General features: G+C 73.9%; 12 protein-coding genes and 1 pseudogene. 4 read left to right on the plus strand and 9 right to left on the minus strand.

Going from position 1 to position 13,249, the window contains the following annotated elements; genetic code table 11:
* Positions 1-119: 119 nt before the first annotated feature.
* Entirely contained in the window at positions 120-1,283 is a 1,164-nt protein-coding gene (locus tag Q7L65_RS24270; protein WP_304725341.1) for a cation:proton antiporter, read from the plus strand.
* Here the strand turns inward: Q7L65_RS24270 and Q7L65_RS27730 are convergent.
* Together Q7L65_RS27730 and Q7L65_RS24280 are read right to left on the minus strand one after the other, a co-directional pair.
* A pseudogene (locus Q7L65_RS27730) lies at positions 1,232-1,345 on the minus strand (glyceraldehyde 3-phosphate dehydrogenase NAD-binding domain-containing protein); the annotation flags it as partial. The gene Q7L65_RS24270 and the pseudogene Q7L65_RS27730 sit on opposite strands and share 52 nt — an antisense overlap.
* The gene (locus Q7L65_RS24280) at positions 1,342-2,271 is read right to left on the minus strand and encodes a universal stress protein (RefSeq protein ID WP_304725342.1); all 930 of its coding nucleotides are present in this window, start codon (positions 2,269-2,271) and stop codon (positions 1,342-1,344) included. The gene Q7L65_RS24280 and the pseudogene Q7L65_RS27730, both read right to left, overlap by 4 nt.
* Positions 2,272-2,468: 197 nt before the next feature.
* On the opposite strand from Q7L65_RS24280, the gene Q7L65_RS24285 reads away from it, so the two are divergent.
* Positions 2,469-3,032, plus strand: a complete 564-nt coding sequence (locus Q7L65_RS24285; protein WP_304725344.1) for a flavodoxin domain-containing protein — start codon at positions 2,469-2,471, stop codon at positions 3,030-3,032.
* Positions 3,033-3,108: 76 nt separating this feature from the next.
* Positions 3,109-5,871 (plus strand): GNAT family N-acetyltransferase, encoded by a 2,763-nt coding sequence (locus tag Q7L65_RS24290; protein WP_304725345.1) that lies wholly within the window; start codon positions 3,109-3,111, stop codon positions 5,869-5,871.
* Positions 5,872-5,934: 63 nt separating this feature from the next.
* Here the strand turns inward: Q7L65_RS24290 and Q7L65_RS24295 are convergent, their stop codons facing one another.
* The gene (locus Q7L65_RS24295) at positions 5,935-6,597 is read right to left on the minus strand and encodes a response regulator transcription factor (RefSeq protein ID WP_304725346.1); all 663 of its coding nucleotides are present in this window, start codon (positions 6,595-6,597) and stop codon (positions 5,935-5,937) included.
* 159 nt (positions 6,598-6,756) lie between these two features.
* Between Q7L65_RS24295 and Q7L65_RS24300 the strand changes: the two genes are divergently transcribed.
* Positions 6,757-7,935, plus strand: a complete 1,179-nt coding sequence (locus Q7L65_RS24300; RefSeq protein WP_304725348.1) for an FAD-dependent oxidoreductase — start codon at positions 6,757-6,759, stop codon at positions 7,933-7,935.
* On the opposite strand, the gene Q7L65_RS24305 is transcribed toward Q7L65_RS24300, so the two are convergent.
* From Q7L65_RS24305 to Q7L65_RS24330, 6 genes are all read right to left on the minus strand, one after another.
* The gene (locus Q7L65_RS24305; RefSeq protein ID WP_304725350.1) at positions 7,875-8,870 is read right to left on the minus strand and encodes a 1-phosphofructokinase family hexose kinase; all 996 of its coding nucleotides are present in this window, start codon (positions 8,868-8,870) and stop codon (positions 7,875-7,877) included. The genes Q7L65_RS24300 and Q7L65_RS24305 overlap by 61 nt on opposite strands.
* Positions 8,871-8,886: 16 nt before the next feature.
* Entirely contained in the window at positions 8,887-9,066 is a 180-nt protein-coding gene (locus Q7L65_RS24310) for a hypothetical protein (RefSeq protein WP_304725352.1), read from the minus strand.
* Positions 9,066-11,015: an ATP-dependent zinc metalloprotease FtsH gene (gene ftsH / locus Q7L65_RS24315; protein ID WP_304725354.1), complete on the minus strand. Its 1,950-nt coding sequence runs from the start codon at positions 11,013-11,015 to the stop codon at positions 9,066-9,068. Before ftsH ends, Q7L65_RS24310 begins: the two co-directional genes overlap by 1 nt.
* On the minus strand, positions 11,012-11,938 hold the full coding sequence (locus Q7L65_RS24320; RefSeq protein ID WP_304725356.1) for a universal stress protein: 927 nt from the start codon (positions 11,936-11,938) through the stop codon (positions 11,012-11,014). The genes ftsH and Q7L65_RS24320 overlap by 4 nt, the downstream gene beginning before the upstream one ends.
* Before the next feature lie 35 nt (positions 11,939-11,973).
* The gene (locus Q7L65_RS24325; protein WP_304725358.1) at positions 11,974-12,108 is read right to left on the minus strand and encodes a hypothetical protein; all 135 of its coding nucleotides are present in this window, start codon (positions 12,106-12,108) and stop codon (positions 11,974-11,976) included.
* Between the two features lie 83 nt (positions 12,109-12,191).
* A partial coding sequence (locus tag Q7L65_RS24330) for a GAF domain-containing sensor histidine kinase (protein WP_304725361.1) occupies positions 12,192-13,249 on the minus strand: 1,058 nt, incomplete at its 5' end.

Consider the following 13,249-nt stretch of genomic DNA (forward strand, 5'->3'; position numbering starts at 1 on the left):
GCTGCGCGTCGCGTCTCCGTAGTTGTCCTCAAGGCCCCTGCGGGTCCCCGGCAGGTCGGCGCGGGCGCCATGCCGATCCTTTGACTTCGCCGCAGGCGCGGCCTACGGTCGTCGCTCTGATGGATTTCGGGACGCTGGTGGTGATCGTGCTCGCCGGGCTCGGCGGGCCGCTGCTGGGCGTCGTCGGGCACCGTTTCGTGCCGGTCGTGATCGGCGAGATCCTCGCCGGCGTCCTGGTCGGGCCGTCGTTGCTCGGCGTCGTCGACCCGGCGGACCCGACGGTCGCCTTCCTCGCGCAGGTCGGGTTCGCGATGCTGATGCTGACGGTCGGCATGCACCTGCCCCTGCGCGACCGCCGGCTGCGTGCGTCGCTGCGCGGCGGCGCGCTGCTGGCCGCGATCGTCGGCCTGCTCGCGATCCCCGCCGGGGCGCTCGCGGCGGCGATCGTCGGCGGCGGGCACGCGGCGATCTACGCCGTCCTGCTCGCATCGGGATCGGCCGCGGTGCTGCTGCCGGCGCTGGAGGAGGCGCGCATCGAGAGCGACGAGGCGCTGACCGTGATGGCGCAGGTGACGATCGCCGACGTGATCACGATCCTGTCGGTCCCGATCGTGCTGCAGCCCGACCGGGTCGGGCACGCGGCGCTCGCGAGCGTCCTGATCGTCGGTTGCGCGCTCGTGCTGGTCGCGTGCGCGCGGCTGGTCGCGCGCGGAGCGTGGACGCAGCGCGTGCGGCGCCTGTCGAAGTCGCGCCGCTGGGCGCTCGACCTGCGGCTCTCGCTGCTGGTGCTGTTCCTGCTCGCGTGGATCGCGCAGGAGAGCGGCACGAGCGTGCTGATCGCCGGCTTCGCCGCAGGCGTCCTGGTCGCGGTGCTCGGCGGTCCCAAGCGCCTCTCGACGCAGACCCGCGGCGTTGCCGACGGCTTCTTCGTCCCGCTCTACTTCGTCGTGCTCGGCGCCGGGCTCGACGTCGGCGGCCTCCTGCGCGACCCCGAGCTGCTCGCGCTCGTCGCCGCGCTCGCGGCGCTGACCGTCGCGATCCGGCTGGTCGCCGTGCGCACGGTGCGTGTGCGTCCCGCGGCTGCGCTGGCCAGCAGCGCGCAGCTCGGCGTGCCCGCGGCGATCGCGTCGCTCGGCCTCGCCGAGCATGTCCTCTCCGCGTCGATCGCGACGGCGATCGTCGCCGCGGCGTTGATCAGCCTCGCGGTCGCCACCGTCGGCGTCGAACGTCTCGCGGCGACGTCGTTGACGGCGACGATCTCGAGGTCGGCGCCGCGCTCGTGAGCGGAGCGCAGGAAGGCGCGGCCGATGCGGCCGAAGCCGTTGATCGCGACGCGGGCGGTCATGAGAGCCTCGCGTCGGCGGTGGTCTGGGTCGGGCGCGACATTTCGTCGGCGTCGAGGGCCGCGCCGCGCGGCAGCACGAGCAACGGGCAGGCGGCGTGGCGGATCAGGTGCGTCGAGACCGAGCCCAGCAGGACGCGGCGCAGCGGGCCGTAGGCGCGCGAGCCGAGCACGAGCAGGTCGTACTCGTGCGAGTGCTCGGCGAGGTACTGCGGCGGCAGGCCGCCAGGGGTCTCGACGACCACGTCGACGCCACTGCCGTCGAGCTGCACGACGGCGTCGCGCACGTCGCGGGACTCCGAGTCGTGGACGGCGTCGATGTAGTCCTGGTAGGCGCTCGCGGCCATCGGCGCGGGTATGTAGATGCCCGGATTCGGTCTCAGGACCGAGATCGCGTGGACCGTCGCGCCCGCGGCGCGGCCCAGCTCGACCGCGGCGGCGAGCGCCTCGCGCGACTCGGGTGCGCCGTCGTAACCGACGCCGATCGTGGCGAGCGCGTGGGTCCCGGCGTCCGCGTAGCCCGCCGGCGCGACGGCGATCGCGCACGGCGCGCCGTGCAGCAGCTGCTCAGGCCCGCTGCCGACCAGCACGCGGCCGAGCGCGCCGTGGCTGCTGGAGCCGACGACGATGATCTCGGCGCCGCGCTCCTCGGCGAGCCGGTAGAGCCCCTCCGCGGTCGAGCGGCCGGGCTGCACGACCAGCTCGGGCGCGGGGTCATCGGCGAGCGCGCGCACGTCGGCGAGCTTGCGCTCAGCCTCCTGCGTCAGCACTCGCGCGACCTCCTCGCCGCGCTCGACGGTCGCGGGCGCGATGTAGACGTGCGCGGCGATCAGCTGTGCGCCGCTCGTGCGCGCCAGCAGCGCGCCGAGCGCGAGCGCGTCACGGGCGCGGTCGGAGCCGTCGTAGCCGACGATGATCGTGCGGTCCATGTGAATGCGTCTCCAGGCGTCGATGGCGGTCAGCGGATGCGACTCGTCCATCCTCGACGCGGCGGCGGCGCGCGCCATCCGCCCCGAGCGCGCGACCGTCTCCGTGATCGGAGGCGCTGCTGGATCCGTAGTTGTCCGCAGCGCGCTGGGGAGCCGGGGCGGATGCCGGCGGCGGCTGCCGTTGGGAAGCTGCCTCCATGGCTGACACGAGGAGCATCGAGCCGCTGGAGGAGCAGCTGAACGCCGCGCGCAGCGGCACCGTGCTGGTCGTTCACGCCAGCCGCAACGGCGCCACGCGCGGCGTCGCGCAGCGCATCGCCGAACGCCTGCAGGAGCGCGGCCGGCCGGTCGACCTGCGCGCCGCCGACGAGCTTGCCGACTTCACGCCGTACGACGCCGTCGTGCTGGGCAGCGCGATCTACGATCGCAGCTGGCTGCCGCGCGCCGAGACGCTCGTGCGCCGCAACCTCGGCGCGCTCGCCGGGCGACCCGTCTGGCTCTTCAGCCTCGGCTCGATCCCTGACACGCGACCGCTCGTCGGCCGGCTGGCGAAGCACAGCCCGAAGGGCATCCGCGCGATCGAGGACGCGATCCGCCCGCGCGGCTACCGCGTCTTCGGCGGGGTCATACGACGTGAGCAGTGGCCCTGGTACGGGCGCCTGCTGGTTCGCGCCACCGGCGGGCATGTCGGCGACAACCGCGACTGGGACGAGATCGACGCCTGGGCGGCGGAGATCTCGCGCGCCCTGCGCGCCGCTTGAGGGACAGGCTGATGATCGCTGCGACCAGCGAGCAGCGGCTGCGCGAGCTGTCGGATCGCTGCGGGGTGGCGCGGCGATGAGCACGGTCGCCAACGCGCCCGTCGACATCGCCCTGCGCGACGGCTCGACGCTGCGGCTGCGGCCGGTGCGCGCCGACGACGAGCCCGCGATCCTCGCGCTGCTGCAGGCGCTCGACGCCGACGACCGCGCACTGCGCTTCTTCAGCGCCGGCGCGAACCTCCGCTTCGCGGCGCACTCGGCCGCGGCGGTCGACGAGGCCGGTCGCTGGGGCGTCGTGGCGGTCGCGGCCGACGACACGACGGTGCTCGGGCACGGCTGCGCGATCCGCGTCGCGCCTGGCGCGCCGGCCGCGGAGGTCGCGTTCGTGGTCGCGCGCGAGCTGCGCGGGGAGGGGATCGCGACGGCGATGCTCGCGCTGCTCGCCGAGCACGCGCGGTCCGCCGGCATCGAGTGGCTGACCGCCGTCGTGCTGCCCGAGAACCACGCGATGATCGAGGTCTTCCACGAGAGCGGGCTTCAGCCGGAGGTGCGGGTCGCGGCCGGTGAGCTGCATCTGACGATGCCGGCCGAGCTGGGGGAGAGCGCCCGCGAGCGCTACGACCTGCGCGACGCGGAGGCCGCCGCCGCGGCGGTCGCGCATGTGCTGCGACCGCAGTCCGTCGCCGTCGTGGGGGCATCCGACAGACCGGGATCGGTCGGGGGCGCCGTGCTGCACAACCTCGTCGAGGGCGGCTACAGCGGCCGTCTGCACGCGGTCAACCGGCGTGGCGGCACGGTCGGCGGGCTGCCGGCGGCCCGCTCGCTCGGCGAGATCGGGGAGCCGCTCGACCTCGTCGTGATCGCGATCCCCGCCGTTGGCGTGCTCGACGCGGCGCGCGACTGCGCGGCGCACGGCGCACACGCGCTGGTCGTGCTCTCCGACGGCTTCGGCGAGGCGGGCGAGGAGGGCCGTGCGCGTCAGCGCGAGCTGGTCGAGATCTGCCGCCGCGCCGGAATGCGGCTGGTCGGGCCCAACTGCCTGGGCGTGCTCAACACCGACCCGGCGATACGGCTCGACGCGACCTTCGCGCCGACGCAGCCGCCGCCCGGCCACGTCGCGTTCCTGTCGCAGAGCGGGGCGCTCGGGATCGCCGTGATCGACACCGCGCGCGAGCTGGGCATCGGCCTCTCGTCGTTCGTGTCGGTCGGCGACAAGGCGGACCTGTCGGGCAACGACTTCCTCGCCTTCTGGGAGCGGGATCCGGACACCGACGTCGTGCTGCTCTACCTCGAGTCGTTCGGCAACCCGCGCAAGTTCTCGCGCGTCGCGCGCCGGGTCGCGCGGAGCAAGCCGATCGTCGCCGTCAAGGGCGGGCGCTCCTCTGCCGGCGCGGCTGCGGCCGGCTCCCACACGGGTGCCTTGCTGGCCGGGTCTGACGCGACCGTGCAGGCGCTCTTCCGCCAGGCCGGCGTGATCCCGACCGACACGCTCGGCGAGCTGTTCGACGTCGCCGCGCTGCTGGCCACGCAGCCCGCGCCGCGCGGTCGGCGGGTCGGGATCGTGACCAACGGCGGGGGTCTCGGGATCCTCTGCGCCGACGCCTGCGCGGCCGCCGGGCTCGACGTCGTCGCGCTGTCGCAGCCGCTGCGCCAGCGCCTGGGCGACGGCCTGCGCGCGGGCGCCGCGGTGCGCAATCCGATCGACCTGCTGGCGGCGGCCGCACCCGACGACTTCGAGCGCACGATCGCGCAGCTGGGCGCCAGCGGCGAGGTCGACGCGGTGATCGCGCTCTACGTGCCGCCGATGGTGAGCGAGCCGGCGGAGGTCGCGAGCGCGATCGCGCGCGGCGCCGGCGCGGCCGGCGTCCCCGTCGCGGCGGTGCTGACGATGGCCGCCGCGCCGACCGAGTCGCTCGCGGGTCTGCTGCCGGTCTACCGCTTCCCGGAGAACGCGGTGCGCGCCGTCGCGCGCGCGGCTGGATATGGGGTGTGGCTGGAGCGGGAGAGTGGCGCGGGAGCGGCTTGTCCGCCCGGTGCGAGCCCCGCGTTGGACACGCGCCAGGCGCCGGGCGCCCGCCCCGCGCCGGACGCCGCCTCCGCGCCGGACGCCGGTCGTGCGGCCGCCGCGATCGCGCGCGGGCTCGCGCGTGGTCCGGGCTGGCTTGCGCCGGAGGAGGTGGCGGAGCTGCTCGACGCCTACGGGATCGCGCGGGCGCCGCAGCGGGTCGTCGCGAGCGCGCGGGCGGCGGGCGAGGCGGCGCGCGCACTGGGCGGCACCGTCGCGCTGAAGGCGGTCGCCGACGGGCTCGTGCACCGCACCGACGCCGGCGCGGTCCAGATCGGGCTGCGCTCGCCGACCGCTGTCGTGCGCGCGGCGCGCACGATGCGGCGCCGGCTCGCCGACGCAGGTCTTGACGTACGCGGCTTCGTCGTGCAGGCGATGGCCGAGCCCGGCGTCGAGCTGCTCGCCGGCGTCGTCGCCGACCCGGTCTTCGGTCCGGTCGTGGCATGCGCTGCAGGCGGCACGACCGCCGAGCTGCAGGCGGACAGCGCCGTCCGGCTTACTCCGCTGAGCGCGGACCAGGCCGGCGAGATGCTGCGCGAGCTGCGCTGCTTCGGCCTGCTCGACGGCTACCGCGGCGCGCCGCGCTGCGACGTCGAGTCAGTCGAGCGGCTGCTGGTACGGCTCGGCGCGCTCGCAGACGCGCACCCGGAGATCGCCGAGCTGGAGTGCAACCCGCTGATCGCCGCTCCTGACGGCGCGGTCGTCGTCGACGCGCGTGTGCGCATCGCGCCCGCTCCGGCACGTCTCCCGCAGCCGGCGCTGCGGCGGCCGTAGCACGCGCGGGCCGCGAGCAGCGCGGCGCGGCGGCCGCGCAGGCGTCCGTCGCTTCCGGACGGATCAGCTGCCGTCCGTGTCGATGAGTTTGTGGTTGAGGGCGTAGCGGACGAGTTCGGCGCGGGTGGAGCGGCGGACCTTTTGTTGGATGTGGGCGCGGTGGGATTCGACGGTGCGGACGCTGAGGAAGAGGTGGGTGGCGATTTCGTTGTTGGTGTGGCCGAGGGCGATGAGGCGCAGGACTTCGAGTTCGCGTTCGGTGAGGTCGTCGGGTGGGCCGCTGGGTGGGGGTTCGGCGGCCATGCGGGCGCCGAGTTCGGGGTTGAGGTAGGTGCGGCCTTGGTGGGCGAGGCGGACGGCTTGGACGAGTTCGTCGTCGGCGGCTTCTTTGAGGACGTAGCCGCGGGCGCCGGAGCGCAGTGCTTCGCGTGCGAAGGCGGGGTCTTGTTGCATGGTGAGGACGACGATGGCGGTTTGGGGGAGTTCTTTGACGAAGCGGGGGATCGCTTGGAGGCTGGGTTCGCCGGGCATGTTGAGGTCGAGTACGAGGATGTGGGGGTGGTGGGCGCGGACGGCGCGCATGGCGGCGGGGATGTCGCCGGCTTCGGCGAGGACCTCGATGTCGGGCTCGGCGTCGAGCACCATTCTCAGGCCCGCGCGCACGACGCGGTGGTCGTCTGCAAGCACGACGCGAATCGGCTCGGCGGTTGTATCGGACTCGCTCATCCGCAGGACCATACGCGTGCCGGCACCAACGGTGAAGCGCACACCGCACGGGTGCGAACCCGTGGTTTCCACGGTTGCGGCCCCGCTCAGTAGTTTCCCGCCATACGACTCGCGGCGCACCCCGATGGCAGCCGGCCCGTGCGGTCGTAGCCTCCGACGATGCTCCAGTCCAAGCCACCTTCAGGTCGCCGCGTGCTGATCGCCGGCGGCGGCGTCGCGGCGATCGAGACGGTGCTGGCGCTGCGCGCGGCGTCGGGCGGCGTCGCGTTCGACGTGACCGTGCTCGCGCCCGGCAGAGACCTCGTCTACCGGCCGCTGTCGGTCGGCGAGCCGTTCGGCCGCCCGCTGCTGAAGCGCTACGCGCTCGATGCGATCTGCGCTGATCTCGGCGCAACGCTCGTGCACGACGTCCTCGGCGCCGTCGACGGCTACCGCAAGACGGTCACGACCGGCAGCGGCATCGAGTTGGGCTACGACGCGCTCGTGGTCGCAACCGGCGCACGCGCCACCGAATCGCTGCCGAATGCCTTCACGTTCTTCGCCGACACCGATCCGGAGGACTTCCAGTGGATCGTGCGCGAGGTCGAGGAGGGCGTGACGCGAACGATCGCGTTCGTCGTCCCGCTCACCAGCGGCTGGCCGCTGCCGCTCTACGAGCTGGCGCTGATGACCGCGGAGCGGGCGTGGGCGGTCGGTGCGGGCGACGTCGCCTTCACGCTCGTCACGCCCGAGGACTCGCCGTTGGCGATCTTCCAGGGTGCGGGCAGCCACGCCGTCGCGCGTCTGCTGGGAGTCGCCGGCATCGAGGTCGAGTCGAACACCTACGCCCACGACTACGACGGCCGTGTCGTGCGGCTGTCGCCGGGCGACCGCCGACTCGCCGCCGATCGCGTGGTGGCACTTCCATCCCTGAGCGGCCCGGACATCGCCGGCCTCCCACTCGATGCCAACCGCTTCGTACGCGTCGACGACCACGGTCGCGTGCCCGGCCTCGACGGGGTCTACGCCGTCGGCGACGCGACGACCTTCGCGATCAAGCAGGGCGGCATCGCGGCCCAGCAGGCCGACGCCGTCGCTGCGCTGATCGCGCGCGGCTCCGACGTCGACGCCGCGCGTCAGCCGGCGCCGCGCCCGCACCTGCGCGCGATATTGCTGACTGGCAGAGACCCGCTCTACCTGACCGCGACGATCACCGGCGGGGAGAGCATCACGTCCAACGCGTCGCGCGACTGCCCGTGGTGGCCGCCGCACAAGATCGCGGCGCGCCACCTCGCGCCCTACCTTGCCGACCACGAGCAGCGCGGCGCGGCACCCGTGCTCGACCTCCACCGCGGGTGATCTCCGACGGCCCGGTGCAGTCGCTCGACGGCGGCGCGCGCGGGCGGGGCGGTGCCGGGGGTGCCGACGGCGGCCGCGGCGGCCGCGACACCGTAGCGGCAGGCGGCTTCAAGCGGCCAGCCGCGCGCGAGCGCGAGCAGCAGCGCGCCGGCAAACGCATCGCCGCCGCCGACGGCGCTGACGACGTCGACACGCGGCGGGCGGATCTCGAACTGCGCGTCGGCGCAGGTGACGAGCGCGCCGCGCTCGCCGAGCGTCACGACCACGACCTCGGCTCCGCCGCTGCCGACGATCTCGGCGGCGAGCGCGCGGCGCTCGTCGTCGGTCACCGCGCGGCCGTGGCCGGCGAGCGCGTCGAACTCGCGCCAGTTCGGCTTGATCAGATGGACGCCCGCACGCAGCGCCGCTTCGAGCGCGGGCCCGTTGGTGTCGAGCACGAATCGCGCGCCGGCGCCTCTCACGGCGCGCGCGAGCCGCGCGTAGCCGTCGGCCGGGACACCGGGCGGCAGGCTGCCGCTGGCGAGCACGAGCGCGCCGGGGCTGCCTGCGGCCGCCTCGACGGTCGCCGCGAACGCGCGTCGCCACTCGGCCGGCGACAGCGTCGGGCCGGGCAACACGAAACGGTACTGCTGGCCGCTGGCCTGGTCGTGCACGGCGAAGCTCTCACGCGTCTCGCCTTCGATCGGGATCGCCTGCTGCGGGACCCGCCCGACGTCGAGCAGCCGCTGCAACCGCCGGCCGACGTTGCCGCCGCTGCAGTGGACGGCGAGCGCGTGCCCGCCGAGCGCGGCGATCGTGCGGGCGGCGTTGAGGCCGCCGCCGCCGGGGTCGAGCCGTTCAGGCCCGCACCGCAGCTTGATCGCGGGCACGACGTCGGCCACCGACGTGGTCACGTCGAGCGCGGGATTGAGCGTGAGCGTGACGATCGTCTTCATGGCCGCAGGGCCACCTTCACGACGTCGTCGCGCTGGTTGCCGAACAGGTCGTAGGCCTCGTCGATCGAGTGCCGCAGATCGTCGTCGGCGTCATCTGCACGATCGCGTCGTTGGGCCCGCAGTGGGGCAACGGCCGCTCCTCCAGGACGATCCGCTCGTGGCCTTCGAAGACCGCGGCCTTCATCGTGTCGGACATCAGTCGCTCCTCTCGAGTTGGCGGTCAGTCGCGACCGCGGCGTAGGCGTCGGTCTCGTCGAGCGTCTCGCGCTGCAGCAGCGTTGCGGCGAGCGCGTCGAGCTGGGCGCCGTGGTCGCTCAGCAGGCGCGTGACGCGCTCGTGGACGTCGTCCAGCAGCCGTCGCACCTCTTCGTCGAGCAGCTGCTGCAGGTCGGGCGAGAGCGTCGCGCCGTACGGTTGCTGCTGCCCCTCGGGCGGCAGCGCGACGAGTGGGCCGAAGCGGTCGCTCATGCCCCAGCGGCCGACCATGCTGAGCGCGAGCGCGGTCGCCTGGCGCAGGTCGTCCTCGGCGCCGGTCGTGACCTCGTCGAATCTCAGCTCCTCCGCGACGCGCCCGCCCATCAGGACCGCGAGCTTGCCGGTCAGATACGCGCGGTCGTAGCTGAAGCGGTCGGCCTCGGGCGCGGACAGCGTCACGCCGAGCGCCGCGCCGCGCGGGATGATCGAGATCTTGCGGACGGGATCCGCGCCGGGCGTCAGCATCGCCACGAGCGCGTGCCCCGACTCGTGCACAGCCGTGCGGCGGCGGTCTTCCAGCTCGAGCATGATGCGGCGCTCGCTGCCGAGCAGCAGCTTCTCCAGCGCGTCGCCGAAGTCGCGCTCGGTGACCTCGTCGCGGCCGCGGCGGGCAGCCAGCAGCGCTGCCTCGTTGACGATGTTGGCGAGGTCGGCGCCGACCATCCCGATCGTCGTCGACGCGAGCTGATCGAGGTCGACCTCGGCTGCGAGCGGGACCGAGCGCGTGTGGACGGCGAGGATCTCTCGCCGCCCCGCCGTGTCGGGCGGCTGGATCGCGATGCGGCGGTCGAAGCGCCCCGGCCGCAGCAGCGCCGTGTCGAGGATCTCGGGACGGTTGGTCGCCGCCAGCACGATCACACCGATCGAGGTGTCGAAGCCGTCCATCTCCGTGAGGATCTGGTTCAGGGTCTGCTCGCGCTCGTCGCTGCCGCCGACCCCGCCGGCGCCCGAGCTGCGGGAGCGGCCGATCGCGTCGAGCTCGTCGATGAAGACGATCGCCGGCGCGGCCTGCTTGGCCTTCGCGAACAGGTCGCGCACGCGGGAGGCGCCGACGCCGACGTACAGCTCGACGAACTCCGACGCCGAGATCGAGAAGAAGGGGACCTCCGCCTCGCCCGCCACGGCTCTCGCCAGCAGCGTCTTGCCGGTGCCCGGCAGACCGGTCAGCAGCACGCCGCGCGGGATCCGCCCGCCGAGGCGGCGGTACTTCTGCGGCTGGCGCAGGAAGTCGACGATCTCGACCAGCTCGTCCTTCGCCTCCTCGATGCCGGCGACGTCGGCGAACGTGATTCTCTGCTCGGTCGGCTCCACGCGGCGCGCTCTGGAGCGCCCGAAGCCGGCCGCCCCGCCCGCGCCACCGCGCCGCAGCATGAAGATCAGCACCCCGCCGATCAGCAGCAGCGGGCCGAACGTGAGCAGGGCGCTCAGCAGCGGCGAGGTCGTCTGCTGCGGCGAGGTCGCGTTGACGACGACGGCGTGCTCATCGATCAGATCGGCCAGCGCCTCGGTGTCGGCGAAGGTCGGCACCTCGGTCGAGAACAGCGTCGTCGGTGCGTCTCTGGAGTCGGCGGGGTAGCGCACGGCGGTGCGGAATCTGCCCTCCACGGCTGAGCCCTTCGATGAGATCTCCGCGACGTTGCCGTCGCGCAGCTGGGTCACGAACGTCGGCGTGTAGGGAACCCGCACGCGCTTCATCGGCGTCGAATCGAAGGTCGAGACGAAGACGACGTCGGCGACGATCAGCAAGAGCGCGAGCACGACCACCACGCTGGTGGGCCATCCGCGGCGCTTCGGCGTCTGCGACGGCTGCCCGGGCTGCTGCGGCGTCGGCTGCTGCCGGGGCAGCTGCGGCGCGGGCGTGCGCTGCGCTGGCTGTCGCGGACCGCTCATGCCGTCTGCGTCGCCGTGTCGTTCTCGGGCTCCCCTTCCGCGCCGCCGGGCGGCGTCGCGGTGCGCGGGAGCAGCAGCAGCGGGCAGGCCGCATCGCGGGTGAGCCGGGTCGAGACGGAGCCGAGCATCAGCCGTCTCCACGGGCCGTAGCAGCGGGAGCCGAGCACGAGCAGGTCCAGCTCGTGAGAGCGGGCGGCGAGCACCTCGGCTGCCTCGCCGTCGTCCTGGAGCGCGACGGCTTCGACGTCCTCGAGCGCGGCGACGGCGGCGGCCTGCGTGTCGGCGAGTCGCTGGCGGCCCTCGGCGAGGTACTCGGCGAGCTGCAGCTCGGCCAGCACGCGCGGCGTCAGCTCTGACAGATGGGGGTCGAACGCGGTGATGACGCGCAGCTGCGCGCCGGCCGCACGTGCCAGCTCGGCCGCGGCAGCGAGCGCGGCGTGCGCCTCCCGGCTGCCCTCGAAGCCGACGCCGATCGTCCGCAGCGCGACCGGCTGCGCTCCGTCGGCGTAGCCGCGCGGCGCGATCGCGACCGGGCATGCCGCGCCATGCAACAGCCGCTGCGGCACGTCGCCCGCCAGCACCCGCCCGATCGGGCCCCGGTGGGTGGAGCCGATCACGATCAGGTCCGCGGGAAGCGTGCGCGCGGCATGCTGCAGTCCCTCCGGGACGGAGTGGCCGCGCACCGCGAGCGGCTGCGCGACGGGAGCCGGCGCCAGCTTCTCGACGCCCTCCAGTCGCGCGAGCACCTCCTCCCGCATGTACTGCTCCATCTCCCTGTCGCCGTCGCGGTGGATCGGGTGGAAGACGTAGACCGACGCAGCCGTGAGACGGGCCGAGCAGACCCGCGCGAGCAGCTCGGCGAGCGCAAGTCCGTCACGGGCGCTGGGGCTGCCGTCGAAGCCGGCGACGATGGTGCGGAACATGATCGGTCTGTCTCCTCGAGCGGGCGTCGCGGCCGCTACGGTGCGAGCCGGAAGGGCGGGCGATCGTCGAGCAGCGCCACGTAGACGCCGACGAAGGTCGTCGTGAGGCGGTTCAGCGGGCGGTCGGGGTAGTCGACCGCGAACTGCACCGGACGCGGGTTGGTCGGCATGGGAGCAACGTACGCCCGTCGATCGCGCCGATCATCCGGGGACCTCCGCCGCCCCCGTCAGTAGTCCGCCACGCCCGTCGGGACTACGCGCGGCTGGACGCGGCGGCGACGTCGATCGGCACGGTCGCGCGGATCGCTGTGCCCTGCGCGGTAGCGGACTCGACCGCGAGGATCCCGCCCGCGAGCGTGACGCGCTCGCGCATGCCGATCAGGCCGAATCCGCCGGTCTGGGCGTCGGGATCGAATCCGCAGCCGTCGTCGGTGATGTTGATCTGGACGGTCGCGTCGACGACCTCGACGCAGACGCCGACACGTGTCGCGCCGGCGTGCTTGGAGACGTTCGTGAGCGCCTCCTGCACGAGGCGGTAGACCGCGTCCTCGACCGGCGCGGGCAGCCGCTCCGCGTCGCTGCCGTCGTCGTGCGCGAGCGCGATCTCCAACTCGACCTCGAGCCCTGAGGTCGCCGAGATCCGCTCGGCGAGCCCTTCGAGCGCGGACTTGACGCCGAAGGTGTCCAGCGCGGCGGGGCGCAGGTCGGTGATCAGGCGGCGCAGGCCGGCGATCTCGGTGTCGATCTGCTCGACGGCGGTCTCGAGCGTGGCGTGGACGGCGGCGAGGTCTCTGCTGCGGCGCGCGCCGCCGAGCAGCACCTTGAGCCCGGCGAGCTCCTGCAGCGTTTCGTCGTGCAGCTCGCGCGCCCAGCGTTGGCGCTCTCGCTCGGACGCCTCGATCGAGCGGCGCAGCCCCTCGCTGGCGACGGTCTGGGCGGTCGCGACAGCGGTCGCGGCGCTGGCGGCGAAGCTCTCGAGCAACCGCTCGTCCTCGCGCGTGAACTCGTCGCCGTCGCCGCGGTCGAATGCGCTCAGGATCCCGAGCGCGCGGCCGCGGAAGATCAGCGGGACGAACATGCCGGTCTCGGCATTGACCCGTTCTGCCAGCGTGAAGCGCAATCTCTCCCGCACGTCGGCGAGCCGTTGCACGCGGCCGGTCCGCATCACGTGGCCGCTGATCGTGTCCTCGACAGGGACCCGCACGTCGAGCAGGTCGTCGCCGAACCGCCCGGCGATTGCCGCCACGTGCAGGTCAGCACCGTGGCGCAGCAGGATCAGCACGCCGCGCGCCTCCACCAGTGCGCGTGCGC

The organism is Conexibacter sp. CPCC 206217, from assembly GCF_030646165.1.
Lineage (GTDB): Bacteria > Actinomycetota > Thermoleophilia > Solirubrobacterales > Solirubrobacteraceae > Conexibacter.